Origin of the sequence: Luteibacter sp. UNCMF366Tsu5.1 (genome assembly GCF_900119235.1) — a bacterium.
Classification (GTDB): domain Bacteria; phylum Pseudomonadota; class Gammaproteobacteria; order Xanthomonadales; family Rhodanobacteraceae; genus Luteibacter; species Luteibacter flocculans.
On sequence record NZ_FPIS01000003.1, the window covers coordinates 276,540 to 300,641 of the forward strand.

The 24,102-nt window shown below is 65.3% G+C and carries 24 protein-coding genes; 21 read left to right on the forward strand and 3 right to left on the reverse strand.

Features of this window, described 5'->3' with window-relative positions; genetic code table 11:
• Window positions 1-55 precede the first annotated feature (55 nt).
• The 4 genes from paoA to BT115_RS15010 all read left to right on the forward strand — a co-directional run bounded on the left by paoA (window position 56) and on the right by BT115_RS15010 (window position 5,001).
• Window positions 56-697, forward strand: coding sequence for an aldehyde dehydrogenase iron-sulfur subunit PaoA (paoA, locus tag BT115_RS14995; RefSeq protein WP_072323428.1), 642 nt, complete (start codon window positions 56-58; stop codon window positions 695-697).
• The gene (locus tag BT115_RS15000) at window positions 694-1,653 is read left to right on the forward strand and encodes an FAD binding domain-containing protein (protein ID WP_072323429.1); all 960 of its coding nucleotides are present in this window, start codon (window positions 694-696) and stop codon (window positions 1,651-1,653) included. Before paoA ends, BT115_RS15000 begins: the two co-directional genes overlap by 4 nt.
• Window positions 1,650-3,851, forward strand: coding sequence for an aldehyde oxidoreductase molybdenum-binding subunit PaoC (paoC, locus tag BT115_RS15005; RefSeq protein ID WP_072323430.1), 2,202 nt, complete (start codon window positions 1,650-1,652; stop codon window positions 3,849-3,851). Before BT115_RS15000 ends, paoC begins: the two co-directional genes overlap by 4 nt.
• 76 nt (window positions 3,852-3,927) lie before the next feature.
• The gene (locus tag BT115_RS15010) at window positions 3,928-5,001 is read left to right on the forward strand and encodes an NAD(P)H-dependent flavin oxidoreductase (RefSeq protein ID WP_072323431.1); all 1,074 of its coding nucleotides are present in this window, start codon (window positions 3,928-3,930) and stop codon (window positions 4,999-5,001) included.
• 4 nt (window positions 5,002-5,005) lie between these two features.
• On the opposite strand, the gene BT115_RS15015 is transcribed toward BT115_RS15010, so the two are convergent.
• Window positions 5,006-5,815 (reverse strand): glycosyltransferase family 2 protein, encoded by an 810-nt coding sequence (locus tag BT115_RS15015; RefSeq protein WP_255369447.1) that lies wholly within the window; start codon window positions 5,813-5,815, stop codon window positions 5,006-5,008.
• Between the two features lie 47 nt (window positions 5,816-5,862).
• On the opposite strand from BT115_RS15015, the gene BT115_RS15020 reads away from it, so the two are divergent.
• The 10 genes from BT115_RS15020 (at window position 5,863) to BT115_RS15060 (ending at window position 16,308) form a co-directional block, all read left to right on the forward strand.
• The gene (locus BT115_RS15020) at window positions 5,863-6,894 is read left to right on the forward strand and encodes a CDP-glycerol glycerophosphotransferase family protein (RefSeq protein ID WP_177257435.1); all 1,032 of its coding nucleotides are present in this window, start codon (window positions 5,863-5,865) and stop codon (window positions 6,892-6,894) included.
• 183 nt (window positions 6,895-7,077) lie between these two features.
• Complete coding sequence (locus BT115_RS18675; RefSeq protein ID WP_072323433.1) at window positions 7,078-7,311, forward strand: acyl carrier protein; 234 nt, start codon at window positions 7,078-7,080, stop codon at window positions 7,309-7,311.
• Between the two features lie 27 nt (window positions 7,312-7,338).
• Window positions 7,339-7,494 (forward strand): hypothetical protein, encoded by a 156-nt coding sequence (locus BT115_RS18680; RefSeq protein ID WP_177257427.1) that lies wholly within the window; start codon window positions 7,339-7,341, stop codon window positions 7,492-7,494.
• Window positions 7,475-8,137: a M24 family metallopeptidase gene (locus BT115_RS15030; RefSeq protein ID WP_072323434.1), complete on the forward strand. Its 663-nt coding sequence runs from the start codon at window positions 7,475-7,477 to the stop codon at window positions 8,135-8,137. The genes BT115_RS18680 and BT115_RS15030 overlap by 20 nt, the downstream gene beginning before the upstream one ends.
• Before the next feature lie 113 nt (window positions 8,138-8,250).
• On the forward strand, window positions 8,251-10,347 hold the full coding sequence (locus tag BT115_RS15035) for a TonB-dependent siderophore receptor (RefSeq protein WP_072323435.1): 2,097 nt from the start codon (window positions 8,251-8,253) through the stop codon (window positions 10,345-10,347).
• A gap of 76 nt (window positions 10,348-10,423) precedes the next feature.
• Window positions 10,424-11,413 (forward strand): glycoside hydrolase family 43 protein, encoded by a 990-nt coding sequence (locus BT115_RS15040; protein WP_083527505.1) that lies wholly within the window; start codon window positions 10,424-10,426, stop codon window positions 11,411-11,413.
• Between the two features lie 158 nt (window positions 11,414-11,571).
• Window positions 11,572-12,066 carry a (2Fe-2S)-binding protein gene (locus BT115_RS15045; RefSeq protein WP_072323436.1) on the forward strand — a complete coding sequence of 165 codons (495 nt, stop codon included), beginning with the start codon at window positions 11,572-11,574 and terminating at the stop codon, window positions 12,064-12,066.
• Complete coding sequence (locus BT115_RS15050; RefSeq protein WP_218184766.1) at window positions 12,063-14,336, forward strand: xanthine dehydrogenase family protein molybdopterin-binding subunit; 2,274 nt, start codon at window positions 12,063-12,065, stop codon at window positions 14,334-14,336. The genes BT115_RS15045 and BT115_RS15050 overlap by 4 nt, the downstream gene beginning before the upstream one ends.
• The gene (locus tag BT115_RS15055) at window positions 14,333-15,637 is read left to right on the forward strand and encodes a c-type cytochrome (RefSeq protein WP_072323438.1); all 1,305 of its coding nucleotides are present in this window, start codon (window positions 14,333-14,335) and stop codon (window positions 15,635-15,637) included. The genes BT115_RS15050 and BT115_RS15055 overlap by 4 nt, the downstream gene beginning before the upstream one ends.
• 86 nt (window positions 15,638-15,723) lie before the next feature.
• Window positions 15,724-16,308: a TetR/AcrR family transcriptional regulator gene (locus BT115_RS15060; RefSeq protein WP_072323439.1), complete on the forward strand. Its 585-nt coding sequence runs from the start codon at window positions 15,724-15,726 to the stop codon at window positions 16,306-16,308.
• On the opposite strand, the gene BT115_RS15065 is transcribed toward BT115_RS15060, so the two are convergent.
• Together BT115_RS15065 and BT115_RS15070 are read right to left on the reverse strand one after the other, a co-directional pair.
• Window positions 16,309-17,229, reverse strand: coding sequence for a patatin-like phospholipase family protein (locus BT115_RS15065; protein WP_072323440.1), 921 nt, complete (start codon window positions 17,227-17,229; stop codon window positions 16,309-16,311).
• A 100-nt stretch (window positions 17,230-17,329) separates the two neighbouring features.
• On the reverse strand, window positions 17,330-18,355 hold the full coding sequence (locus BT115_RS15070) for a class 1 fructose-bisphosphatase (RefSeq protein ID WP_177257428.1): 1,026 nt from the start codon (window positions 18,353-18,355) through the stop codon (window positions 17,330-17,332).
• A gap of 135 nt (window positions 18,356-18,490) precedes the next feature.
• On the opposite strand from BT115_RS15070, the gene BT115_RS15075 reads away from it, so the two are divergent.
• The 7 genes from BT115_RS15075 to BT115_RS15105 all read left to right on the forward strand — a co-directional run bounded on the left by BT115_RS15075 (window position 18,491) and on the right by BT115_RS15105 (window position 23,821).
• Window positions 18,491-18,700 (forward strand): hypothetical protein, encoded by a 210-nt coding sequence (locus tag BT115_RS15075; protein WP_072323442.1) that lies wholly within the window; start codon window positions 18,491-18,493, stop codon window positions 18,698-18,700.
• Entirely contained in the window at window positions 18,697-19,335 is a 639-nt protein-coding gene (locus tag BT115_RS15080) for a glutathione S-transferase family protein (RefSeq protein ID WP_072323443.1), read from the forward strand. The genes BT115_RS15075 and BT115_RS15080 overlap by 4 nt, the downstream gene beginning before the upstream one ends.
• 69 nt (window positions 19,336-19,404) lie before the next feature.
• A complete protein-coding gene (locus BT115_RS15085; RefSeq protein ID WP_072323444.1) occupies window positions 19,405-20,106 on the forward strand; it encodes a helix-turn-helix transcriptional regulator in 702 nt (233 codons plus the stop codon).
• A gap of 77 nt (window positions 20,107-20,183) precedes the next feature.
• Entirely contained in the window at window positions 20,184-21,911 is a 1,728-nt protein-coding gene (locus tag BT115_RS15090) for a DUF885 domain-containing protein (protein WP_255369448.1), read from the forward strand.
• An 81-nt stretch (window positions 21,912-21,992) separates the two neighbouring features.
• Complete coding sequence (locus BT115_RS15095) at window positions 21,993-22,394, forward strand: MbcA/ParS/Xre antitoxin family protein (protein ID WP_072323446.1); 402 nt, start codon at window positions 21,993-21,995, stop codon at window positions 22,392-22,394.
• The gene (locus BT115_RS15100) at window positions 22,391-23,095 is read left to right on the forward strand and encodes an RES family NAD+ phosphorylase (protein WP_072323447.1); all 705 of its coding nucleotides are present in this window, start codon (window positions 22,391-22,393) and stop codon (window positions 23,093-23,095) included. The genes BT115_RS15095 and BT115_RS15100 overlap by 4 nt, the downstream gene beginning before the upstream one ends.
• An 18-nt stretch (window positions 23,096-23,113) precedes the next feature.
• The gene (locus tag BT115_RS15105) at window positions 23,114-23,821 is read left to right on the forward strand and encodes an SGNH/GDSL hydrolase family protein (RefSeq protein WP_072323448.1); all 708 of its coding nucleotides are present in this window, start codon (window positions 23,114-23,116) and stop codon (window positions 23,819-23,821) included.
• Window positions 23,822-24,102 lie beyond the last annotated feature (281 nt).

Sequence of the window (24,102 nt, forward strand, 5' to 3'; positions counted from 1 at the left end):
CTTCGCTGGCGCTTCACGGGGCTCCCGCGATGGTTGGCCGCTCCGGAGGCCGATCATGAATTCATCCAACGAATGGAAATTCACCCGACGCGACGTCCTCAAGATGGGCGCCATGTCGATGACGGCCATGGCGGTGCCGCGGCTCGTCGCCGCGCAGGCCGCTGGCGAGACGCCGCGACAGCCGGTGAAAGCCAAGGTGGCGCTCGAGGTCAACGGCAAGGCGCAGGAACTGTCGCTCGATACGCGTACCACGCTCCTCGATGCGCTGCGTGAGCACCTGCACCTGACCGGCACCAAGAAAGGCTGTGATCACGGTCAGTGCGGAGCATGCACGGTGCTCGTGGATGGGCGTCGCATCAACAGCTGCCTGACGCTCGCCGTCATGCACCAGGATGCCAAGGTAACCACCATCGAAGGCCTCGGCACACCGGACAAGCTGCATCCCATGCAGGCGGCCTTCGTAAAGCATGATGGCTACCAGTGTGGCTACTGCACGCCGGGGCAGATCTGCTCAGCGGTGGCGGTGCTCGACGAAATCCAACGCGATATTCCCAGCCATGTAACGGAAGACCTGTCCGCGAAGGCACAGGTAAGCCGGATGGAAGTGCGCGAGCGCATGAGCGGCAATATCTGCCGCTGCGGCGCGTATTCCAACATCCACGATGCCATCGCCGACGTCGCAGGGGGTGTCGCATGAAGCCTTTCAGCTACGAGCGCGCTGATTCGCCGAAGGCCGCGGCGGCTGCAGCGGCGCGTACGCCGGGCGCTCGCTTCATTGCGGGTGGTACCAACTTGCTCGACCTCATGAAGATAGGGGTCGAGGAGCCGGCGCACCTCATCGACGTCAATGGCCTCGATCTCGACAGGATCGAGCCGACAGAGGATGGCGGCCTGCGCGTGGGGGCACTGGTCCGCAACACCGATCTGGCCGCGGATGCGCGCGTGCGTCGCGACTACCCGTTGTTGTCCCGCGCCTTGCTGTCTGGCGCATCGGGTCAGCTGCGCAACAAGGCGACCACGGCCGGCAACCTGCTCCAACGCACGCGTTGCCCGTATTTCTACGACACCAACCAGCCTTGCAACAAGCGCTTGCCGGGTAGCGGTTGCGGTGCCATCGGTGGCTACAGCCGGCAACACGCCGTCGTCGGTGCAAGCGAGGCCTGCATCGCGACGCATCCGAGTGACATGGCCGTCGCCATGCGCGCACTCGATGCGACCGTGGAAACCGTAAAGCCCGATGGTGCAACGCGCCGCATCCCGATAGCGCAATTCCATACCTTGCCGGGAAGCACGCCGCACATCGAGCACGTTTTGGTACCGGGCGAATTGATCACCGCGGTCACGTTGCCTCGCCCCGTGGGCGGCGCGCAGCTTTATCACAAGGTGCGCGATCGCGCGTCCTATGCCTTCGCACTCGTATCGGTGGCGTTGATCGTGCAGAAGGACGGCAAAGGCTGCGTGGCACTGGGTGGCGTGGCACACAAGCCATGGCGGACGGAGGCGGCTGACGCGGCATTGCCGGAGGGCGCCGCGGCTGTGGCGAAGCGTCTTTTCGACGCTGCCCAGCCTACGGAACAGAACGCATACAAGATCACGCTCGCAGAGCGCACGCTTGCGGCGGCATTGGTCGAGGCAAAGGGGCGCGCCGCATGAAATTCGACACGCCCGCCACGACCAATCCCATCGACCGCCTCAAGGTCGTGGGCCAGCCCACGGACCGCATCGAAGGCCCGTTGAAGACCACGGGTACGGCCCACTACGCCTACGAACGGCACGATGCGGTACCCGATCACGCGTACGGTTACGTTGTCGGATCGGCCATCGCCAAGGGGCGCATTACCTCGATCGACACCTCACGCGCCAAGCGTGCACCTGGGGTGCTCGCCGTGGTAACGGCTCAGAATGCCGGCAAGCTCGGCAAGGGCAAATTCAACACCGCGCGTCTTCTCGGCGGTCCGGACGTCGAGCACTACCATCAGGCCGTGGCCGTCGTGGTCGCTGAAACCTTTGAACAGGCGCGCGCCGCGGCACAGCTCGTACGTGTGGATTACATGCGCAGCAAGGGCCAGTTCGATCTTGCCGCGGCAAAAGCCACGGCAAAGAAGCCAGATGGCGGCAAGCCCGATACCGCCGTGGGCAATTTCGACGCAGCCTTTGCCGCATCGGCGGTGACGCTGGACCAGACCTATACGACGCCCGATCACTCGCACGCGATGATGGAACCTCACGCCACCATCGCGGCATGGGATGGCGACGAGGTCACGCTGTGGACCTCCAATCAAATGATCGACTGGAGTCGCGGCGACGTGGCGAAGACGCTGGGCATTCCGAAGGAAAACGTCCGCCTGGTGTCCCCTTACATCGGTGGCGGTTTTGGCGGAAAGCTTTTCCTGCGTGCCGATGCCCTGCTTGCAGCGCTCGGCGCGCGCGCCGCAGGGCGGCCGGTGGCGGTGGCCCTGCAACGACCACTCATTGCCAACAACACCACGCATCGACCGGCCACGATCCAGCGTCTTCGCATCGGCGCATCGAAGGACGGAAAGATCGAGGCGATCGCGCACGAGAGCTGGTCGGGCAACCTGCCTGAGGGCGATCCCGAAACGGCGGTGGAGCAGACACGGCTACTGTATGCAGGCGCCCATCGCATGACGGCGATGCGACTCGCCACGCTGGACCTGCCGGAAGGCAATGCGATGCGTGCGCCCGGCGAAGCGTCGGGCATGATGGCGCTGGAAATCGCCATCGACGAGATGGCCGAAAAGCTCGGCATGGACCCGGTCGAGTTTCGCATTCGTAACGACACCCAGGTAGACCCCGAAAAACCGACGCGGCCGTTCTCGCAACGCCAGCTGGTGGAGTGCCTGCGCACCGGAGCGAGCCGGTTCGGCTGGGATCGCCGACCGCAGCGTCCGGGCGGCACGCGCGATGGCCGCTGGTTGGTGGGCATGGGCATGGCTGCTGCGTTCCGCAACAACCTCGTGACCAAGTCGGGTGCGCGCGTACGTCTCGCGCGCAGCGGACGCCTGATCGTCGAGACCGATATGACCGATATCGGCACCGGCAGCTACACGATCATCGGACAGACCGCCGCGGAAATGCTCGGCTTGCCGCTGAGCGGCGTGGATGTGCGTCTGGGCGATTCCTCGTTTCCGGTCTCGGCCGGGTCCGGCGGGCAGTGGGGTGGCAACAGTTCGACCGCAGGTGTCTATGCCGCCTGCATGAAACTTCGCGAGGCCATCGCGACGAAGTTGGGCCTTGATCCGACGAAGGCGAGTTTCGAAGACGGGCAGGTCGTCGTGGATGGACGGCGCGTGCCACTCGCCCAAGCCGCGGCAAACGGCGACGTCGTCGCCGAGGACGCGATGGAATACGGCGATCTCGACAAGCGTTATCAGCAGTCCACGTTCGGTGCGCACTTCGTCGAGGTTCGCGTCGACACGGCCACGGCGGAAATCCGTATCCAGCGCATGCTGGCCGTATGCGCGGCGGGTCGCATCCTGAATCCGAAGTCGGCACGCAGCCAGGTCATCGGCGCGATGACGATGGGAGCTGGCGCTGCCTTGATGGAAGAACTGGTGGTGGACAAGCGCCTCGGCTTCTTCGTCAACCACGACCTGGCGGGCTACGAGGTGCCGGTGCATGCCGACATTCCACACCAGGAGGTGGTGTTCCTCGACGAGACCGATCCCATCTCCTCGCCGATGAAGGCCAAGGGCGTGGGCGAGCTGGGCATCTGCGGCGTCGCGGCTGCGGTAGCGAACGCGGTCTACAACGCGACGGGCGTGCGCGTGCGGGATTACCCGATCACGTTGGACAAGATCATCGGGCGTTTGCCACCCGTCGCCGGCTAGCGGTCGCGCTGGCGCAACGCCCGGGCAACACGTCCGGCATTATCCTTGCGCCGTACCGGCTGCTTCCGATGACCTCATGCCCGCCTGGACCGACCGCCGCCTGCTGGATCTTCTTTCGATCGAACATCCTGTGCTGCTCGCCCCAATGGCCGGGTCGGGACTTTCCGCGCTGGCGATGGCCGTTGCGCGATCCGGCGGACTCGGTGCCATTCCGTGTTCGTCGATCACCGTGGAGAAAGCAACCGCGGAGGTGGAGGCCTTCCGTGCAGCCGTGGACGGTCCGCTCAACCTCAATTTCTTCGCGCACCGTCCCCAGCTTGCGACGCCGGAGGCCGAGGCGCGCTGGCTGACGCGACTGGCGCCGTACTTCGAGGAGTTCGGTGTCGATCCGCGTGGCTTACCACCGGCCGGGGGCAGGGCGCCGTTCGGCGCCACCCAGTGCGCTATGGTCGAAGCGCTTCGCCCCGAAGTCGTGAGCTTCCACTTCGGCTTGCCCGACGAGGACTTGCTCGCCCGGGTGAAGGCGACCGGCGCGGTCATATTGTCGTCGGCCACCACCGTGGCGGAGGGCCGCTGGCTCGCCGAGCGGGGTTGCGACGCGGTCATCGCGCAGGGGTACGAAGCGGGCGGGCACCGTGGCAATTTCCTGACCGACGACATGTCGACGCAACCGGGCACGCTCGCGTTGGTGCCGCAATTGGTCGATGCCCTGCACGTGCCGATCGTTGCAGCGGGCGGCATCGCCGACGGTCGGAGTATGGCGGCGGCCCTGTGTCTCGGAGCCTCGGCCGTACAGATCGGCAGTGCGTTCCTGCTGGCCGACGAAGCCACCAGCGTGCCGGTCCACCGGCAGGCCGTGCGCATGGCGCACGACGACAACACGGCAATCACCAATGTGCTGACCGGGCGTCCGGCGCGCGGTGTAGTGAATCGGATCATGCGTGAACTGGGCCCGTTGTCCGCCGATGTGCTGCCATTCCCGCTGGCAGGAGGGCCGCTTGCGCCGCTGCGTACGTCGGCCGAAGCGCGCGGCATCGGCGATTTTCAGCCGCTATGGGCGGGGCAGGCGGCAGCGCTCGCACGCGAGAGCGCGGCGGACGCTATCGTGCGAGACATCGTGGAACACGCAGCAAGGCTGCTGCGGCTGTAAGGCGCTATGGCTTCTGGCCGTGCTGCAGCAGCCAGAGCTTCACGTACTTGCGGCGTACGTACTCCACGCGCAGCAAGGCATACACGATGCCGCGCCAGCCATCGAGAAAGCCCGCGCGCAGCACATAGCCGCGGAAGAACCGCCATGCCGGGCTCACGACGATCTGCGTCATGGTGGCTCGCTTGCCCGCAGCGAATTCTTCCGTCGCCATCATGTGCGCGTAGCGTTCCTGCTTGGCCATCAGCTCCGACAGCGATCGATAGGGATAGTGGTCGAGAAAGCCAGGCAGCATGCGCACCTCGCCATCCACCGTCACGGACTCGTGGATCTCGCGGGGCCCGCGCCAACCGCCGCGGCGGCGGTCGAACAGGCGCAGCACCTTGTCCGCTCCCGCGTTGCCGTGGCGCATGAAATGGCCGAAGAAATCGTTGCGGCGATAGAACCGGTAGCCCGCAGCATCGAACCCGCTGTCGCAGGCCTTCTCGATGGCGGCGCGAAGTTCCGGGCCGATGCGTTCGTCGGCGTCCAGGCAGAGCACCCAGTCGTTCTTTGCCTGCGCCACCGCGAAGGCCTTCTGACTGCGGAAGCCGTCGAAGGGGCGCTCGATCACGCGTGCCCCCGCCGCGCGTGCGATGGCCACAGTGTCGTCGGTGGACCTGCCGTCCACCACGACCATGTCGTCGCAGAACGGTGCGGCTGAGGCCAGGCAGTCCCGAATGCGATCGGCCTCGTTCTGGGTGATCACACAAAGGGAAAGGGGCCGTGCGGTCATCGGGAACGTCACCAGGTGCGGGGTCGGGTAGGCAGCCGTCATAATGCCATGTCGTCCAGCGCGGAGTGCCGGCCTTGAGCGCGTGCCTGATGTTTGCCACCGAGTCGTATGCGTTGCCTATCCTGCGTCCGCTGGCCGCAGCGGCGCGCGCGCGGGGCATCGACGTGGCCTGGGTCGTGCCGGCAGCGATGGCCGCGCAGCTCACGCCCGACGAGCGTCGCGTACGCAGCCTGCGCGAGGCGCGAGCCATGCGACCGGACGCCGTGTACTGCGCCGCCAACTGGGTCTCTCCGGCGCTTCCGGGTACCAAGGTGCAGGTGTTCCACGGCTTCAATGCGCAGAAGCGGGAGCCGGATCGGGGTCACTTCGCCATTCGCGGTTTCTTCGACCTTTACGTAACGCAGGGGCCGTCCACGACGCTGCCCTTCGAGGCGCTGGCGCGCGAGCATGGCTACTTCGCCGTGCGCGAGACGGGTTGGCCCAAACTGGATCCGCTGTTCGCGCCATCGGCGGCATCGACGATCGACCTGCCGCGCGATGGGCGGCCCGTCGTCATGTACGCCTCCACGTTCAGCCATCGACTGAGCAGCGCGCCGGCCATGGTGGAGCCGCTGCGCTCGATGATCGCGCGCGGCGATCGGCAATGGCTGCTCACACTCCATCCCAAGTGCTCCGACGACCTGTTCGCCGCCTACCGCGGACTCGAAGGACCGAATGCGTGCTTTCTTACCTCCGAACACCTGATCGAGATGGAGCGTGCGGCGGACGTGCTGGTCTGTGATACGTCCTCCGTGGTGCATGAGTTCGCAGTGATGGGCAAACCGGTGGTCACGGTCGCCAATCGCGTGCCGCAGCCTTTCATGCTCGACGTGGCATCACCTGCAGACGTGGACGCTGCCATCGACCGCGCGCTGTCTCATCCCCCCGAACTGATGGCGGCAATCCGCGCTCACGGCGACGACATTCATCCGTATCGCGATGGGCGTTCGAGTGAACGCGTGCTCGACGCGGTGGACGCGTTTCATCGCGGCGACTTCGGCACGCTCAAGCGCAAGCCGTTGAATCTCGTGCGGCGGTTCAAGGCATTGCGCGACATCGGGGCCTTGCTCGACCTGCGCTGATTTCTGCGGCTCGGCTCCGCCATCGCGTTAGTTAACAGCGCGTGGCGCCACAACATGCCGATACAACACAGCGAAAATCCCATTAGATGGCGGTTCTCAACGCTGTGGCTGAGGCATTCTTTGTACGTCGCAACCAGTGCTCAAGGGTGTGCTCGGTCGAGACGACAATGGAGGGAAGACGACATGGATGTTCGCACCAAAATATACGAAATAGTGAGGACTCAAGGGGATCTGAGTGAAGGAGATATCAAGGCGGAAAGCACACCAGATACTTTGGGGCTCGATGAGCTCGATATAGTAGAGATCAATATGGCCATCGAGGAGGCATTCGACATCATCCAAGATGAGGAGGATTTCCCAGAATGGAAGACGGTCGACGGCCTTGTCTCTTACGTCGAAACTAAAATCAAAAAATAGCGGACAGATGGGCAGAGGGTGTGGCCTATGCTTATCGGCTCCGTCATTGCGTGTGTGAAAACCGTGCTGGAAAGCGGCATGCAAGCTGCGCAGGCGATGATCGACATCGACGCTGCGTATTGGCAGGCACATAATGTCCTGCCACTACGCAGGACCCTGATCGATGCCCGTCGCTACCGCTGAACACGTCGGCGCTGCTTATTCCCCGGAACGTATGCTCGCCGCCCGCGAGCGGTCGTGGGCCGCGCTGCGCGACATCGCATCGCGTATCGAGGTGGGGATGGACGAACCGGCGGCGCTCGACCTGGCTAAGCAACGCCTCAAGGCTGCGGGCATGCAACGTATCTGGCATCCCAGCATCGTCCGTTTCGGCGCCAATACATTGAAGACCTTCCGCCAGCGTTCCGAACCCGGGACCGTCCTCCGCGAGGCGGACCTCTTCTTCATCGACCTGGGCCCGGTGTTCGACGGCCACGAAGGCGATGTCGGCGACACCTTTGTGGTGGGCGACGACCCCACCATGCATGCGTGCGCGAACGCCGCTCGCGAATTGTTCGAACGCACGGCGGCGCATTGGCGCGACGGCGTCATGGGTACAGATCTCTATGCCTTCGCGGATGCGGAGGCCCGGGCCATGGGCTGGCGCCTGAACCACGAAACGAAGGGCCATCGTGTCGGCGACTACCCGCACGCCGTGCACAAGGCGGGCACGCTCGGGAAGTTCGATGCGGTGCCTGTGCCCGGTCTCTGGATCCTGGAAATCCAGATCGCGCATCCCGACCAGCCTATCGGCGCGTTCTTCGAGGATCTGCTGATTGCGGCCTGAAAACGGCAGCGCGTTCTTGCGACAACCAGCGGATTCCGTCAATATGAATGAGAGTCATTCGCATTGATTTGACGGGCGTGGCCTGCTTTCACGCCCCTCCGCTGGGGAACCACATGATTTTGCTGAAGAAGTCGCTGCCCTTGATGATCGCGGGCGCATTCCTTCCGCTGGCGGCATCCGCCCAGGACAGCACGCCATCGAACGACAAGGCCGTGCAACTCGCGCCGGTGTCCGTGACCGGCACCACACCGGTCACCGGCTATGTGAGCACCGAAGGTTCGGCCGCGACCAAGACCGACACGCCGATCATCGAGACGCCGCAGGCGATCTCCGTGGTTTCCAGCGCGCAGATGCGCGACCAGGGCGTGCTCACGGTGCAGGACGCATTGCGCTATTCGGCCGGCGTGCGCGCCGATGCGTACGGCGTGGACAGCCGCGGCGACGACGCGTTTCTCCGCGGCACCTCGTTCACGCAGTACCTCGATGGCTTGCGCCAGTACTTCGGGAACTCGTATGCGCGCACCGAGCCGTATTTCCTTGACCGCCTCGAAATCGTTCGTGGTCCGTCGTCGGTGCTGTATGGCCAGGGAACCACGGGCGGATTGATCGCGCTGTCGTCGAAACTGCCGCAGTTCACCGCAGCGCACGAGGTAGAAGCGCAATGGGGCAACAACGCGCGCAAGCAGGTCGCTTTCGATTTCACGGGCCCGCTCGATAAGGCAGGGCATTGGGCCTACCGGCTGATCGGCGTGTATCGCGACGCGAACTCGCAGATCGATCATGTGCCGGACGACCGCAAGGCCATCGCACCGTCGATCACCTGGATGCCGGACAGCGACACGCGCTGGACGTTGTTGGCGAACCTGCAGTTCGATCACAACGGCACGTCCCTGAACTTCCTGCCGCATGCGGGCACGCTGCTGTCGAACCCCAACGGCCGCATCGATACGCGGCGCTTCGTGAGCGAGCCCGACTTCGATCGGTACGACACGAACCAGCGTGCGGTGACCTCGCTGTTCGAGCATCGTTTCAACGATACGTGGAAATTCGTCCAGAACATGCGCTACTCGCATGACAACGTCGATTACCGCACGCTGTATCCGAACGTCTATTCGGACCCTTCCTACCCGTTCCTCGATCCCGAGCAGCGGACCGTCGCGCGTTACAGCTACGTCTCGATCAACCGGCACAAGCGTTTCGTCACCGATACGCACGCCGAAGCCGATGTCGACGTTGCCGGCATGCAGCACCGCGTGCTGATCGGCCTCGATGTGGGTTACTCGCACACCGACAGCCGGCAGGGGAACGGTTATGACGCCATACCGTTCGATCTCTATGCGCCGGTCTATGGCAACGGCTTTGTCGCGCCCGACGTTTTTCCGGTGGCTTCGAGCCGCAGTCGTCAGACCGGCGTCTATCTCCAGGATCAGATTCACTGGGGCGAGCACTGGATCGCGACGCTCGGCCTGCGTCACGACCGCGCCACGCTGACCACGGGCGACACGCGCTCCGTGGACAACGCGACCACCTCGCGCTTCGGCGTGATGTATCGCTTCGACAACGGTCTGGTGCCCTACGTCAGCTATACCGAATCGTTCCAACCGCTGGATAGCCTGGACTTCTACAACCGCCCCTACGAGCCGCTGCGAGGCAAGCAATACGAAGCCGGTGTGAAGTATCAGCCGGTGGGATCGCCCACGCTGATCACGGCCACGTACTACGACCTGCGCGAGGAAAATCGCCTGGCACCCGATCCCGCAAATCCTTTGAACCAGATCCAGTCGGGCAGGGCGAAGACGCACGGCGTGGAGTTGGAAGCATCCACACGCATCGCTTCGCACGTGGATCTGATCGGTACGTACACCTGGACCCAGGCGCGTCCTGACGATGGGAGCATCGTGGCTGGATTGCCGAAGAACCAGGGCTCGGTATGGGGCGTGTATCACGTCAACGATGCGGACAGCGACGGTTTCAGCTTCGGCCTCGGTGCGCGCTACATCGGCAAGAACACCGACGAAACCGGTCGCCTGCATGTGCCGGAAAAGACTCTGTTCGACGCAATGGTGGCGTATACGAGCGGTCCATGGCGTTTCTCGGTGAATGCGGCGAACCTCACCGATCAGGTGTACGCAGCGAGCTGCCTCGCGCGTGGCGATTGTTTCTATGGACCACGCCGCAGCATCGTCGGTACCGCAAGCTATCGGTTCTGAGTCGTCACCACGCGATTGGCATCCGGACGTCCGAACCCGCTAGGATCGGACGTTCGAATACCACGAGGGGTGCGCGATGGGCTTTCGCAAGGTACTGGCTGCCACGTTGCTGGTGGCGCTGACGTCGATGGGAGCCGCCGCCGCACCGCCGCCGGGCTACTCGGGCAATCCGGTGTTCCCCGGCTGGTATGCCGACCCGGAAGCCGCGATCTTCAACGATACGTACTGGATCTATCCCACCACCTCGCTCGAATATGCCGCTCAGCGCCAATTCGATGCGTTCTCGTCGCCCGATCTCGTGCACTGGACGAAGCACGCAGATGTGCTCGACATCAAGGACATACCTTGGGCAAAGAAAGCGCTCTGGGCTCCGGCCGTGATCGAGAAGGACGGCAAGTACTACTTCTTCTTCGCCGCCAACGACATCCAGAACGATCACGAGCTGGGCGGGATCGGCGTGGCCGTGGCAGACAAACCCGACGGCCCGTTCCGCGACCTGCTCGGCAAGCCGCTTATCGGCGCATTCCATAACGGCGCCCAGCCCATCGATCAGTTCGTGTTCCGCGACGACGACGGCACGTACTACATGATCTACGGCGGCTGGAAGCACGCGAACATCGTCAAGCTCAAGCCCGACTTCACCGGCTTGGAGCCACTCGCCGACGGCACCGTGTTCAAGGAAATCACGCCCGCGCCGGAATATGTCGAAGGGCCGCTGATGTTCAAGCGCAACGGCAAGTACTACTTCATGTGGTCGGAAGGCGGTTGGGGTGGCCCGAACTACTCGGTGGCCTATGCGATCGGCGATTCGCCGACAGGCCCGTTCAAGCGCATCGGCAAGGTGCTCCAGCAGGATCCGAAGATCGCGACGGGCGCCGGTCACCATTCGGTTTTCCACGTCGCCAAGGACGATACCTGGTACATCGTCTATCACCGCCGCCCGCTGGGCGACACGAAGGCGAACGACCGCCAGACCGCCATCGATCGGATGGTCTTCGACAAGGACGGTCGAATTCTCCCGGTGAAGATCACCAACGAGGGTGTGCAGGCGCATCCCCTGCGCTGAGTGAATCCGTGGATGGGATGATGGACGCCTTATGACCATGCGGCGGTGGTTTTATCCAAAAGCACGAATTTCCGTAAACCGTCCTCCGACGAATTCATCGTAAGCTTCACGGCAGCCAGCGGGCCATCCGGTTCCGCGCAGCCAAGAAGGAGTTCGCCATGGTCACGTTGCGCGTCAACGGCGAAGACCGCCAAGCCGATGTGCCACCGGACATGCCCTTGTTGTGGGTTCTCCGCGACGTGGTGGGCCTCACCGGTACGAAGTTCGGCTGCGGCATCGCCCAGTGCGGCGCATGCACCGTGCACCTGGACGGTCAGCCGGTGCGCTCCTGCCAGTTGCCGGTTTCGGCGGTAGGCGATCGCGCCATCACGACCATCGAAGGCATCGGCAGCACGGCGGAAGGCGCCAAGGTGCAACAGGCCTGGTTGGCGCTGGACGTCGTGCAGTGCGGCTACTGCCAATCCGGGCAGATCATGTCGGCGACCGCGCTGCTGGCACGCACCCCGAATCCTTCCGATCACGACATCGACGCCGCCATGGCCGGCAACATCTGTCGTTGCGGCACGTACGTGCGCATTCGCGAAGCCATCAAGCAGGCCGCCACGGGCGAGGTCCATGGCCTGCAGGTCGTTGTCGACGGGAGCACGACATGAGCGCCCGCCACCCGATGGATGAAAGCATCGACGCCGGCCGTCGCCAGGCCCTGCGGCTGGCGGGCGGCGGTCTTGCCGTCGCGTTTCTTTGGAGCGCAGGCGCTGGTCCGGCTCTCGCGCAGATGAGCGCGCGGCGCCAGCCCGACGATGCGGCCGCAGCGGCGGCGGACGGAAATCCACCGTTTGCCCCCAACGCCTTCGTTCGCGTCGGAGCGGACGGCAGCGTTCGCCTCGTGATGCCTTCGGCCGAGATGGGCCAGGCGATCTACACCGGCATCGCGATGATGCTGGCAGAAGAACTCGGAGTCGGGCTCGATCAGGTCAAGGTGGAACACTCCCCGCCGAACGACGCGCTCTATGGCCTTCCGCTGTTGGGTGGCGGCCAGATCACGGGCGGTTCCACCAGCACGCGCGGCCAATGGCAGGTGCTGCGCGAAGCAGGTGCGGTCGCGCGCGAGATGCTCGTGGCGGCTGCCGCGGCGCAATGGCATGTCGATCCCGCCAGTTGCTCCGTGGCGCGTGGCGTCATCACGCACGTGCCCTCGGGCCGTACCCTGGGCTTCGGTGCCGTGGCGGATGCGGCAGGCAAGTTGCCCCAGCCGGCCAACGTGACCTTGAAACAGCGCAAGGACTTCACGCTCATCGGCAAGCCGCTGCGTCGCGTCGATTCCGCGGACAAGGTCAACGGCGGTACGCAGTTCGGCATCGACGTGAAGGTGCCCGGCATGAAGATCGCGGCGGTGAAGACCAGCCCCGAACTCGCCGGCACGCTCGGTCGTGTGGACGAGACGCAGGCACGCGCCATTCCAGGTGTGATCGACGTCTTGAAGCTGGGCGACGCGGTCGCGGTGGTGGGTGAGCACTACTGGGCGGCGCAGCGCGGCCTCGAATCGCTCGTCATCGAGTGGACGCCGGGCGTCAACGCGCACCTGGACACGGAGACCCTCGTGGCCGGCCTGCGGGAAAGCTCGGAGAAGGGCCCTGCGATCGTCGGCCGCAAGCCCAAGGGCGAAGCGGCGGCAGGCGGCAAGCTCGTGGAAGCTTCGTTCGTCTCGCCCATGCTCGCCCACGCGACGATGGAACCGTTGAACGCCACGGTGCACGTCACAGCGGGCCACTGCGAGATCTGGACCGGCACCCAGGTGCCGACCCGCGTGGTGAAGGAAGCCGCACGCATCTGCGGCATTCCGGCGGAGGCGGTGACGGTCAACAACCAGTATCTCGGCGGCGGCTTCGGTCGCCGGCTGGAAACCGACCAGGTCGAACAGGCCGTCGCCTTCGCCAAGCAGGTGACCTATCCGTTGAAGGTGATCTGGAGCCGCGAAGAAGACATTCGCCACGATCGCGTGCGCCCGCTCTATTTCGATCGCATCTCGGCCACGCTCGGGGCCGACGGCAAGCCCACGTCGTGGAAGCACCGCATCACCAGCGGCACGGTCCTCGGCCGCTGGATGCCCGGTGCCATGGGCAAGGACGGCATGGACAGTGACGCGATCGAGTCCGCCGCCGATCTGCCCTACGACATGGACAACGTGCTCGTGGAGTGGGTCCGCCACGAAATGCCGCCCGGTCTCGTCGTGGGCTGGTGGCGTGGCGTCGGCCCCACGCACAACCTGTTCATCGTCGAAAGCTTTATCGACGAGCTGGCCCACGTTGCCGGCAAGGATCCGCTCGCCTATCGCCGCTCGCTGATGAAGCCCGGTTCGCGTGCGCTTGGCGTGCTCGATCTCGCAGCGGAGAAAATCGGTTGGGGCAGCCAGCCGTTGCCGGCACGCGTGGGTCGCGGCATCGCCGTCGGTTCGCCGTTCGGCAGCCATGTCTGCGCGATCGTGGAAGCGGAAGTCACGCCGCAAGGCACGGTGCGCCTGCGCAAGGCCGTGGTCGCCGTGGATAACGGCATCACCGTCAATCCCAGTTCGGTGCAGGCACAGATGCAGGGCGGGCTGCTGTTCGGTCTGAGTGCAGCGATGTACAGCGGCATCACCCTGAAGAACGGCGTCATCGAGCAGAGCAACTTCCACGACTACCGGAACCTGCGTATCAACGAGGTGCCCGAGATCGAGGTGTACTCGGTCGAGAACGACGAAGCGCCCGGCGGTATCGGTGAAGTCGGCACGGCCATCGCGGCACCTGCGCTCGCTAACGCCATCTTTGCGGCTACCGGCGTGCGTCTGCGTGAGCTGCCGATCTCGCGCACGCAGCTTGCGGCGTCGCCGGATGCATTGAAGCGCGTCGCATCCACGGGCGAGCACAAGGAGGACGTGGCATGAAGCGCTTTCTCATCATCGTTGTCGTGCTGCTCGCGGTGGGCGTGGCGGCGTACTTCTTCCTCAATCGCACCGACCACGCGGACGGTAGCGCCCCCGTGCTTGCCGGCGCACCGGCCAACGCCGATCCGGTGGCACGCGGTGAATACCTCACCCGCGCGGCGGATTGCATCGCCTGTCATACGGTGCCCGAGACGGGCAAACCGTTTGCCGGCGGCGTCGCCTTCAAGCTGCCGTTCGGCACGATCTATTCGTCGAACATCACGGCCGACGACGAGACCGGCATCGGTCGCTGGACCGACGACGACTTCGTGCGCGCCGTGCGCGAAGGCGTGCGGAAGGACGGCCAGCACCTTTATCCCGCGTTCCCGTATACCGCCTACACCCAGCTGAGCCGCGCCGACGTCCTCGCGATCAAGGCCTATCTCTTCAGCCTGCCCAAGGTGCGTCAGCCCGAAACGCCGAACCAGCTCGGTTTCCCGTTCAACCAGCGCTGGGCCATGGGTTTCTGGAATGCGGCCTTCTTTCGCAGCCAGCGTTTCCAAGCGGACGCTTCGCGGTCGCCCGAGTGGAATGTCGGTGCGTACATCGCCGGGCCGCTCGGCCACTGCGCGGAATGCCATACGCCGCGTAACCTCGGGTTCGGCCTGAAGCACGGCGAATCCCTGGCGGGTGCGGAACTGCAAGGCTGGCGCGCCTACAACATCACATCCGACCCGAATCACGGCATCGGCAAGTGGACTGACGAGGCGCTGATCCAGTACCTGCGTACCGGCCACGCGGACGGTCATGCCTCGGCGTCCGGTCCCATGGGCGAAGCGGTAGCGCACAGCCTGCAGTTCCTGAAGCCCGAGGACACGGCGGCCCTGGTGACCTGGCTGCGCACGGTGCCAGCGCGCGAAGGCAAGGATCCGATCACCGTCGATCCGTCGCCTAAGGCGATGCTGGCCTCGAACGCCATGGCGCCCGGCGGCGACGATGCCACGCGCGATGCCGATGGCCTGCGCCTGTTCGAAGGTGCGTGTGCCAGTTGCCACCAGTGGAATGGCGCGGGCCAACAGACGCCGTACGCCGGGCTGGCCGGCACGCGCGGCGTCAACGACCCCTCCGGGGCGAACGTCACCCAGGCGATTCTGCAAGGCGTGAAGATGCGCATCGGCGACACCGACGTGTACATGCCGGCCTTCGGCCATGCGTACAGCGATCCCGAGGTCGCCGCGCTGGCGAACTACGTGATTGGCCACTTCGGTGGCAAACAGGGCGCGGTCACCGCGGAGGACGTGGCGAAACGGCGTCAGTTATGACGCCATGACGCTCGACATTTCAATCTGCAAGGATTGGCTACAATCGCTCCGGGCAGGGCCTCGCAGTTCCCTGCGGAGCGAGCAGCATGCGCTACGAAAAAGGCCATAAGGAACAGACCCGCCAGAAGATCGTGGAGGCGGCCTCGCAACGTTTCCGTGCCGACGGTATCGACGCCGTCGGCGTGGTCAGCCTCATGGGCGAGGTCGGCCTCACCCAGGGCGGGTTCTACAACCACTTCGGCTCCAAGGAAGATCTCGTCCGCGAGAGCGTGCTTACGGCGGCTTCCGCCGCAAGGGAGCGCCTGGCGGCCAGGGTGGCCGCCTCGCGCAGCGAAGGCCATCGCGCGCTGATCAACGCCTATCTGTCGCCCGAACATCGCGATCACCCCGAGGCTGGCTGTGTGGCCGCCGCGCTCGCCGCGGAAGTGGCGCGCCGACCGGCCGAAACGCGGCAGGTCTTTACCGATGGCTACGAGAGCATGGTCGAACTGATCGCCTCTACCCTGCCTGTCGACGTGCGGGGCAAGCGTCGTCGCAGCTTGGCGATGACGCTCTTCGCGTCGCTGGTGGGCTCGCTCTCGCTATCGCGCGCCGTGGCCGACCGGACGCTCTCGGACGAGATCCTGACGCTGGGCAAGCAGGCTGCGCTGGCGCTGGTGGACGCCAGCTGATCAGTGCGCGGCGACGGGCGGGGCGCCCATCGCTGCCGTTTTCGCGGCGATCTTCGCCTTGATCGCAGGGATCGCTGCCAGCGCGGCGCGTTCGCCTTCGAGAATCGCCACGTTCTTCTGATCGAAATCGGTGGGGCCGATCTGCCCGACCTTCGGTCGGATCACCACGTCCGCTCGCGCCAGTTCCTGCTCGGCAAGCTTGCGGCCCATGATCGTGATCGACTGGCCGACGATGCCGACCATGCTGGCCGGGTTGCTGCCGTCGGGGCGTGCGGAGATGTCCACGGCAATGACGATATCGGCGCCGAGCTGGCGCGCGGCGTCCACGGGTACGGGGCTCACGACGCCGCCGTCGACGAAATGCTTGCCGCTGATCTCCACCGGCTCGAACACGCCCGGGATGCTGCTCGACGCGCGTACGGCCTGGCCCGTGTTCCCGCGGACGAAGACGGCGCGCTCGCCGGTTTCCAGTTCGGTGGCGACGGCGGCGAACGGAATGTGCATCTTCTCGATCGGCGTCTGCCGGACGAGTTCGTTGACGTAGTCCTGCAAGCGGCGACCTTCGACCAGCCCACCGGAGAAGAAGCGCACGTCGCGGATGCTGCTCTCGTCCAGTGCGAACGCCTGTTCCTGCAAGCGGAACGCGTCCATGCCGCTCGCATACAGCGCGCCGACGACGCTGCCCGCGCTGGTGCCGGAGACGACGTCCGGATGGATACCGCTGGCTTCCAGCATCTTGATGACGCCGATATGCGCGAAGCCCTTGGCCGCGCCCCCGCCCAGCGCCAGCCCAATACGCGGCTTGGCGGCGAGAACGGGCAGGGCGGTATCCGGTCGGACGTCCGGCTTGCTGCCAAAACAACCGGCGAGCAGGAGCGCACAGAGCGAAGGTAGCCAGGGACGGACGCGGCGAGGAAGCATGGAGGGGGACCGGGTGGAGGCAGGCGGATCATCGGGCACGGCCGCGGCGCTGGCGTGACCGGCAGGTGGCGGAAACCGGGCGGCGAACCGCCCGATGACGTCAGTAGCGGGTCTCGTCGGCTTCGCGGTGGTAGCGCGTGACGATCTCGACCTCGTTCTTCGAGCCAAGGAATACCGGCACGCGCTGGTGCAGCGCTGTGGGTTGGAGCGTCATGATCCGTTCGCGGCCCGTGGTGGCCGCACCGCCGGCCTGTTCCACGATGAAGGCCATGGGGTTGGCCTCGTACATGAGGCGCAGCTTGCCGGTCGCGCCCTTGGCGGTGATCTTCGCGTCCAGCGGATAGATGAAGATGCCGCCGCGCGTGATGATGCGATGCACGTCGGCGACCATCGATGCCACCCAGCGCATGTTGAAGTCGCGCCCGCGCGGACCGTCGGTGCCCGCGAGCAGCTCGCCGATGTAGCGCTGCATCGGTGCTTCCCAATGGCGCTGGTTGGACATGTTGATGGCGAACTCGCCGGTGTCCGCAGGGATGACGATGTTGCGGCGGGTAAGGACGAAGCTGCCGTGCTCGCGGTCCAGCGTGAACTCGTGCACGCCGTGGCCAAAGGTCAGCACGAGCAGGGTGCTCGGTCCGTAGACGACGTAGCCCGCGGCGACCTGCTCGGTGCCGGGCTGGAGGAAGTCGGTGACCTTTGGCTCGGTGACGCCGTCGGGGCAACGCAGCACCGAGAAGATGGTGCCTACCGACACGTTCACGTCGATGTTCGAGGAGCCGTCGAGCGGATCGAACAGCAGCAGGTGGTTGCCCTTCGGGTAGGCATCGGGAATCGGCTGCGGGTCTTCCATTTCCTCGGAGGCACAGGCTGCGAGGTGGCCGCCCCAGGCGTTGGCTTCCAGCAGGATCTCGTTGGAGATGACGTCCAGTTTCTTCTGCGCTTCGCCCTGCACGTTGTCCGAGCCGGCATTGCCGAGGACCCCGCCGAGTGCGCCCTTACCGGTGGCGACGGAGATGCGCTTGCAGGCGCGGGCCACCACCTCGATCAGGAGGCTGAGCTGGGCATTGATGTGCCCCGCGCGCTTCTCTTCGATCAGGAACTGGATCAGGGAAATCGGTTTCGTCATCGCTACGGGCCCTGGCGCGAAAGCACGCATTGTCCGGGTGATGCGTGAACGGCGCCAGAGGGACTGCTGACAGCACGTTGTCAGTAGCCCCGGCGCAGACTTCTTTTCACCGCAGCGCATGGGGAGGGCAATGCCATGAATCGTTTTCTGGACCGGCTCGCCGATCTCTATGCGCCGCTGGGTCGGCGCGGCCTGCTCATGGACGGCCAATACCGCTTCGCACCCGACGTAACGCCGCGCAGCGGCGGTCGCAGGGCGCGCAGCGGGGATGGCCGCAAGGCTGGCGCGGCGACGACGGGAACACCCACCGGCTTGATCTCCACCTTCAGAAGGACCACCGCATGAACCCGAATCGGATCACCTTCCACCACGCACCCAATAGCCGTTCCGGCGCCGCTCTGATGCTGCTGGAAGAACTGGGCGCGCAGTACGACATGCACGTGATGGACCTGACCCAGGGCGAGCAGCGCCGGCCGGCGTACCTGAAGATCAACCCGCTGGGGAAGGTCCCCGCGATCGAACATCTTGGTGGGCTGGTGACCGAGCGGCCGGCCATCTTTACCTATCTCGCCGACCTGTATCCGTCCGCCGGCCTGGCACCTGGACTAGACGATCCGCTGCGTGGTCCCTACCTGCGCTGGCTCGCGTTCTACGGGTCATGTTTCGAACCGGCGGTGATGGATCGACGCATGAAGCACGAGCCGGCGCCGGCCTCGACCTGCCCCTATGGCGACTTCGACACGGTGATGGACACCCTCGAAGCGCAGCTGTCGCCCGGTCCCTGGCTGCTGGGCGAGCGATTCACCGCCGCCGACATTCTCTGGGCCAGCGCGCTGGACTGGACCATGAAGTTCGGGGTGGTGCCGCGTCGGGATGCCTTCGAGGCCTACGTGGCACGACTGATGGTGCGCCCTGCCATCGTTCGTGCCGTGGTGCAGGACGCGGCGCTCGCTCGGGCGCAGACCCTGGCGGCCGCCTGAGTCGGCCGACATGCGTGTCCGTGACCTTCATCGCTTCCCGCGCACCGCGCGGAAAGCGATGATGCATCGATGCGCCGCGCCGACCGTCTCTTCCTCATCATCAACGCTCTGCGCGGGCGGCGAACGGCGCTGCCCGCGCGACAGCTCGCCGGCACGCTCGAGGTGTCGCTGCGTACCGTTTACCGAGACATCGCCGATCTCCAGCTTTCCGGCGTGCCCATCGAAGGCGAGGCCGGCGTGGGCTATCTCCTGCGCAAGGGCTCGGACATCCCGCCGCTGATGTTTTCCGCCGACGAACTCGAAGCTCTGGTCGCCGGCACGCGCTTCGTCCGCGCGTTTGCCGGCGAGCGGCTGGCGCGCGAGGCGCAGGCGGCGCTGATCAAGATCGAGGCGGTGTTGCCCCCCGATCTGCGCGAGAAGTCGGCGCAGTCGCGGATCTTCGCGCCGATCTGGCGCGATCCGTTCCAGAACCACGTCGCGATGATGCTCGACCGGCTGCACGAGGCCGTACTGGCGCGCCGCGTGCTGTGCCTCGACTACCGCGATGCGGAAGGGCGCAGCACCACGCGCGAGGTAGAGCCGTTGTGTCTTTCCTTCTGGGGCGGCGCTTGGACGCTTGGCACCTGGTGTCGCCATCGCCACGCCTTCCGTAATTTTCGCCCCGACCGTATCGCCGACTGCCGTGACGCCGGCGAAACCTTCGCCGATCTGCCCGGCCGCAACCTGGACGCGTACCTGGACACGATGCGCCGTCACTACGACGGCATGTAACGCCGCGCAAAGCCTGCAGACCCTCCGCCGAGGATGCGATGATCGGGGTTTCCCCGACCCGACCCGACGGAATGCGCATGTCCCCCTGGATCCGAGTTCTTGCCCTCGCTGGCCTTCTCGCCGGCACCGCCCAGGCGGCCACCACGGCCGACGATGCCTTCAAGGCCATCTATTCAAAGGAATGGCAGTGGCGTAACGGCCAGTCGGGGATACTCACCTCGGGCGAGGCGCAGCCTGGCGACGGACGACTCGACACCGTGGATGCAGCGAGTCAGGCGAAGCGCCTGGCCTACTGGAACGACGTGCTGGCCCAGCTCGACCGCATCGACACGGCGTCGCTCAGCCCGGAGGCGAAGGTCGATTACGCGGTGTACCGCGAGCAGATCGGCAATCTCGCCGCGTCGCAACGCTTCGCGCAGTGGCAGATGCCGTTCAACAGCGACTCGGCGTTCTGGTCCGACATCGGCTACGTATTGCACGGCGACGATCTGCGCACGCGTGACGACTATCGGCATTACATCGAGCGTCTGCGCCAGATCCCGACCTACATGGACCAGGAGATCGCGAACATGCGCCTGGGCCTCGCGCGCGGCTTCACCGTGCCGCGCGCCGTGTTGGACGGTCGCGACGCCTCGATCGCCGCCGTCGCGGAGCTGAAGAACCCCGAAGACAGTGCGCTGTACAAGCCTTTCAAGGCCATGCCGAAGACGCTGCCGGCGGCGGACGCCGATGCGCTGCGGAAGGAGGCCCGTGACGCCATCGCCAAGGGCGTCATTCCCGCCTACGGCAAATTGCTGACGTTCTTCCGCAACGAATACCTGCCGAAGGCGCGAAAGACGCTGGCCGCCGAGTCGCTTCCCGACGGCAAGGCGTACTACCGGCAGCAGATTCGCGAATACACCACGCTCGACCTGACGCCGGACGAGATCCACGCCATTGGCCTCCGCGAGGTGGACCGCATCCACCGCGCGATGCTCGAGACCATGAAGCAAACGGACTTCAAGGGTGACTTCCCGGCGTTCCTCACCTTTTTGCGCACCGATCCGCAGTTCTATGCGAAGACGCCCGACGAGCTGCTGATGCGTACCGCCTGGGTCGCCAAGCAGGTCGATGCGAAGCTCGGCCAGTACTTCGGCCTGCTGCCGCGGCAACGGTTTGCCATCGAACCCGTGCCGGCCGATATCGCGCCGTACTACACCTCCGGTCGCGGCGGTGCGGACGTCTATCTGGTCAACACCTACGATCTGCCGTCCCGGCCGCTGTTCAACATGCCGGCGCTGACCCTGCACGAATCGATGCCCGGCCACGCCTTGCAACTGGCCCTCTCCGCCGAGCAGCAGGGCCTGCCGCCGTTCCGCCGCGACGGCTACATCTCCGCCTATGGCGAAGGCTGGGCGCTGTACTCGGAATACCTGGGCGAGGAGATGGGCATCTACCACACGCCCTACGAGCACTTCGGGTACCTGACCTATCAGATGTGGCGTGCGTGTCGCCTGGTGGTGGATACCGGCATTCATCATCTCGGCTGGACCCGCCAGCAGGCGATCGACTACCTCACCCAGAACACGGCGCTGAGCGATCGCGAGATCGCGAACGAGGTGGACCGCTACATCAGCTGGCCGGGGCAGGCGCTGTCCTACGAGCTGGGTTATCTGAAGATTCGCGAGTTGCGCGAGCGTGCCGAGAAGCAACTGGGCGAGAAGTTCGATCTGCGCGCGTTCCACGATACGGTGCTGGCGCTGGGCTCCGTGCCCCTGCCGGTGCTGGAGCAGCATGTGGACGCCTGGATCGCGTCCCGGAAATAAGCCGGGCGGCGAGGGTGGTGTCTACAGCATTTCCTCCACAAGTGGAGTACACTGCGTCACAACTCCACAGGTGAAGCCACGATGCACCATGTCATCCAAGCCGCACCGACGACGGCCACCGACCTGGGCGGCCCCGCGCTCCGTGCCTTTTTCTCGCTGGCGGACCGCTGGAAGCTCCGCGCCGCCGAGCAACGTACGCTGCTCGGCGAGCCGCCCGAATCCACCTACTTCAAGTGGAAGAAACAGCAGGACGGCACGCCCTCGCGCGATGTGATCGAACGCATCAGCTACCTGCTCGGCATCTGGAAAGACTTGCAGATCCTCTTTCCCGATCCCGGCCAGGCAGACGCCTGGGTGCGCCGGCCCAACGACGCGCCGCTGTTTGGCGGGCGCTCGGCGCTGGATCGGATGCTTTCGGGCAACGTGGCTGATCTGTACGTCGTCCGGCAATACCTGGACGCCCAGCGCGGCTGGAACGGATGAGCGCGACGCCGCCGCTTCGCCGCATCCGCTGGAGCCACGCCTATCGAATCGTGCCGAGCCGGTTCCCGCCTGTGGGCCTGTTCGATCGCATCGCGAACCCCGGTGACATCGATGCGGTGATGGAGATCGAGTCGCTGACCAACCCCCGATTGCGCGAAGAAATGGGCGCCTTGCGCCTCGTGCCGCCCGAGCGGCGCGTGTCCGGGCACGGCACCACGCCGATCATGGCCGCCTTTACCCATATCCCGCCGGAAGGCAGCCGGTTCAGCGATGGACATTGGGGCGTGTTCTATGCGGCGCACAGCATTCCCACGGCGATCGAGGAAACGGTGTTCCATCGCGAAGCCTTTCTCGCCGCGACCCACGAGCCGCCGATGGACGTACAGGTCCGTTGCTACAAGACCGCGATCACCGGGCGCTTCCACGACATCCGCGGAGGATGGGTCGACGAGCACGACCCCGATTCCTATGTCGCCAGCGTGAAACTGGCGCGGAGTCTGCGCGAGCAAGGCTCCAACGGCATCGTCTACGACAGTGCACGTCATGCCGGTGGCGAGTGCATCGCAGCGTTCTATCCGGACGTGGTGGCGCCGTGCCTTCAAGCCGAACATTTCATCTATCGCTGGAACGGCAAGCGCATCGAAGCGGTGCTCAAGGTCACGCCCGTGGAGCGACAGGGCGGTTTGCCCCCGCCGACGTAAGCGGTTACGGTGCGCCGGATGAAGAAGCTGACGATCCTCCTCACCCTGCTCGTTATTTCTTTCGCCACGCACGCGAAAGGCCCCGACCACAGCCAGTGGGAACACGATATCCAGGCCTTCGAGGCCTCGGACCGCAGCAATCCTCCCCCTGCCAACGCGGTGCTGTTCATCGGCAGCTCGTCGATTCGCATGTGGTCGACGCTTGCCCAGGATTTTCCCGGCTATCGCGTGATCAACCGCGGTTTCGGCGGTTCGGACCTGGACGATAGCACCGCGTTCGCCGATCGCATCGTGACGCCGTACCATCCCGTGGCGATCGTGATGTATGCCGGCGACAACGACCTGCAGAACGGCGACACGCCGGAACAGGTCCGCGACGACTTCGCGGCCTTCGTCGCCAAGGTTCGCCAGGACCAGCCCCAGGTGCCGATCGCCTTCATCTCGATCAAGCCGAGCATTGCCCGGCTCGCCCTGCTACCGAACATCCGCAAGGCCAACCAGCTCATCCGCACCTGGTCGATGACACAGAAGAACGTGGCCTTCCTCGACGTTGCCCCGGCGATGCTCGATGCGCAGGGCCAGCCCAAGCCCGGCCTGTTCCGCGAGGACGGCCTGCACATGAATGCGTCCGGCTATGCGTTGTGGGTGGCGCAGGTGGGTCCGTGGCTTGCCGAGCACGCCGCGGCGGCCGAAGTTAAACGGGAACCAAATGCTCCCCTGAAGTGATACGGGAACTTCACGGCTCCGCCCTTATCTAAGTATTCGATCGCCGAGAGGCGACCTGTTGGCAACCGACGCGATGTATTGATCGGTTGTCCCGGGTCCCGCTATTTCCCCTGATAGCCTGGACCCGACGCGACCCCGGCAGCTCCTCCCCTGGCTGCCGGGGTTTTATTTTGTCCGACATTTGCCCATGGCATGGCCCTCCGGCCTCATCGCCGCAGCGGTTCGCGGTGAGTGTGTGGCTGTGCCCGGAAGTGGGTAGCGGCGCGCTCCCTGAAGCGGCC